Origin of the sequence: Acinetobacter sp. YH12096, assembly GCF_013419215.1 — a bacterium.
Classification (GTDB): Bacteria; Pseudomonadota; Gammaproteobacteria; order Pseudomonadales; family Moraxellaceae; genus Acinetobacter; species Acinetobacter amyesii.
On sequence record NZ_VPAM01000076.1, the window covers coordinates 1 to 2,304 of the forward strand.

Consider the following 2,304-nt stretch of genomic DNA (forward strand, 5'->3'; position numbering starts at 1 on the left):
AAAAATAAACTTATATGGCACTTGCGTAATTCACGACAAAATGTGTCAAGTTTTGAAGAAGAGATGCAGTACTCAAGAATAGCAAGGAACTACACGGAGATGAAAAGCAGGAGGAAAATATTAAAAATGGGTGGTTTTAATAAAAAAAAGAGATGAATAACGCTTGTTACTCATCTCTCAGATAATGGGGGTGTTGAAATAGTGTTAGAAGGACTGCTCCAGACTTTCCAGTTCCATCATTAGTTCCAGCATCTGTTCTTCGGCTGTTTCCAGTTTGGCTTTCAGCTCAGTTTGCTCATTCATCAGTTTGAGCAAATCATTTTTACGTGAGGCATCATATAAAGCACTATCTCCGAGCAAGCTTTGAATTTCAGCCAGTCGCGGCGTAACCTTTGAAATCTGTGTTTCACATTTTTCGATATTTTTACGAATCGGGCGGCTCAGTTCCCGCTGGCGTGCCGCTTCCTTACGCTGTGCTTCTTTGTCCAGTCTGGAAATGGTTGCTTTGACTTCGACCTGAGATTTCACCGGCTCGGCTGGCTTCTGCCCGTTTTTGATCATCTCAATGCGGGCCTGACGTAACCAGTCGGCATAAGCGGTCAGATCACCGTCAAATTCACGGCATTGACCATTATGTACCAGCAGCAATTCATCACAGACACTGGCAATCAGCTGGCGCTCATGCGATACCAGCACCACAGCACCTTCAAAATCCTGCAAGGCCATGGTCAATGCATGACGCATATCCAGATCTAAATGGTTGGTCGGCTCATCCAGAATCAACACGTTTGGACGCTGCCAGACAATCAATGCCAGAGCCAGACGGGCACGTTCACCGCCTGAGAAACTTTCACTTGGCGTATCCATGCGTTCGCCGCTAAAACCAAAACTGCCCAGGAAAGAACGCAGGCTGGCTTCACTGATTTTTTTATCGGCAATACGGGCCAGCTGTAACATCGGGCTGGCATTGCCATCCAGTGCATCCATTTGGTGTTGGGCAAAGTAGCCAATATTGAGCAGTTCTGAATCTTTACGCAGACCCTGAAGCAATTTTAAATCACCGACCAGCGATTTAATCAGGGTGGATTTACCGGCACCATTCATCCCGAGCAAACCAATCCGGCTGCTTGGCGTGATCTGTAAATTGACATTGGTGACAATCAGCTTGTCACCATAACCAATATCGGCATGTTCCAGTTGCAATAAAGGCGAACTCATTTTGGTCGGTTCACGGAAACTGAAGGTAAATGGTGTATCAACATGGGCAGCAGACAGTTCCTGCATACGCTCCAGCTGTTTGATCCGGCTCTGTGCCTGCTTGGCTTTGGTGGCTTTCGCTTTAAAACGGTCAATATATTTTTGCAGATGTGCGCGGGTTTCCAGCTGCTTTTCATAAGCCTGTTGCTGCTGCGCCAGACGTTCACTGCGGGTGCGCTCGAAGGTCGAGTAGTTACCGGTATATAAAATCAGTTCCTGATTTTCAATATGTAAAATATGATCGGTAATCGCATCGAGGAAATCCCGGTCATGCGAAATCAGCACCAGCGTACCTTCATAGGCTTTCAGCCAGTCTTCGAGCCAGAGAATGGCATCCAGGTCTAAATGGTTGGTCGGTTCATCAAGAAGGAGTAAATCGGAACGGCTCATCAGGGTACGCGCCAGATTCAGGCGCATGCGCCAGCCACCAGAAAAACTTGAAACATCCAGTTGGGATTGATGTTCAAAAAAGCCCAGACCGGCCATCAGTTGCGAAGCTTTGGCCGGCGCAGAATAACCTGAAATTTCATCAAAACGGCCATATAAATGGGCCAGTTCTGCATCATCCAGCTGATCTGGCTGCTCCAGTTTCTGTTGAATATCCCAGTATTCTTCATCGCCGGACAAGACGAAATCAATGGCTTTCATATTCAGCGCTTTGATTTCCTGCGCCATATGCGCCACGGTCCATACCGCAGGACGGGTCAACGAACCGGTGTCTGACTCCATGCCACCAAGCAAAGCTGAAAACAGGGTCGATTTCCCGGCACCATTGACACCGGTTAGGCCAATTTTCCATCCTGGGTGTAACTGCATCGACGCTTTTTGAAATAAAACACGTCCACCGCGACGTATAGATAACTGGTCTAACTGAATCATTGAGAAATCAAAGCTAAGAAATAAGATGCGCCTATTCTAAAGGAAAGCCTTGTGAAAATGAAAAATCTTGCGACTTTTACTGAAATGAGCCAGCTTTTAAATATTGTGAATTTATATATTATGGACGAATAAGTTGAGTATAAGCTCTATTTTCAGCATTAACAGTTG

At 46.1% G+C, this 2,304-nt stretch carries 1 protein-coding gene; it reads right to left on the reverse strand.

Annotated elements, in window-relative coordinates; genetic code table 11:
- Positions 1-204: 204 nt before the first annotated feature.
- Positions 205-2,136: an ATP-binding cassette domain-containing protein gene (locus tag FTU36_RS16495; protein ID WP_154320142.1), complete on the reverse strand. Its 1,932-nt coding sequence runs from the start codon at positions 2,134-2,136 to the stop codon at positions 205-207.
- Between the last annotated feature and the right edge of the window lie 168 nt (positions 2,137-2,304).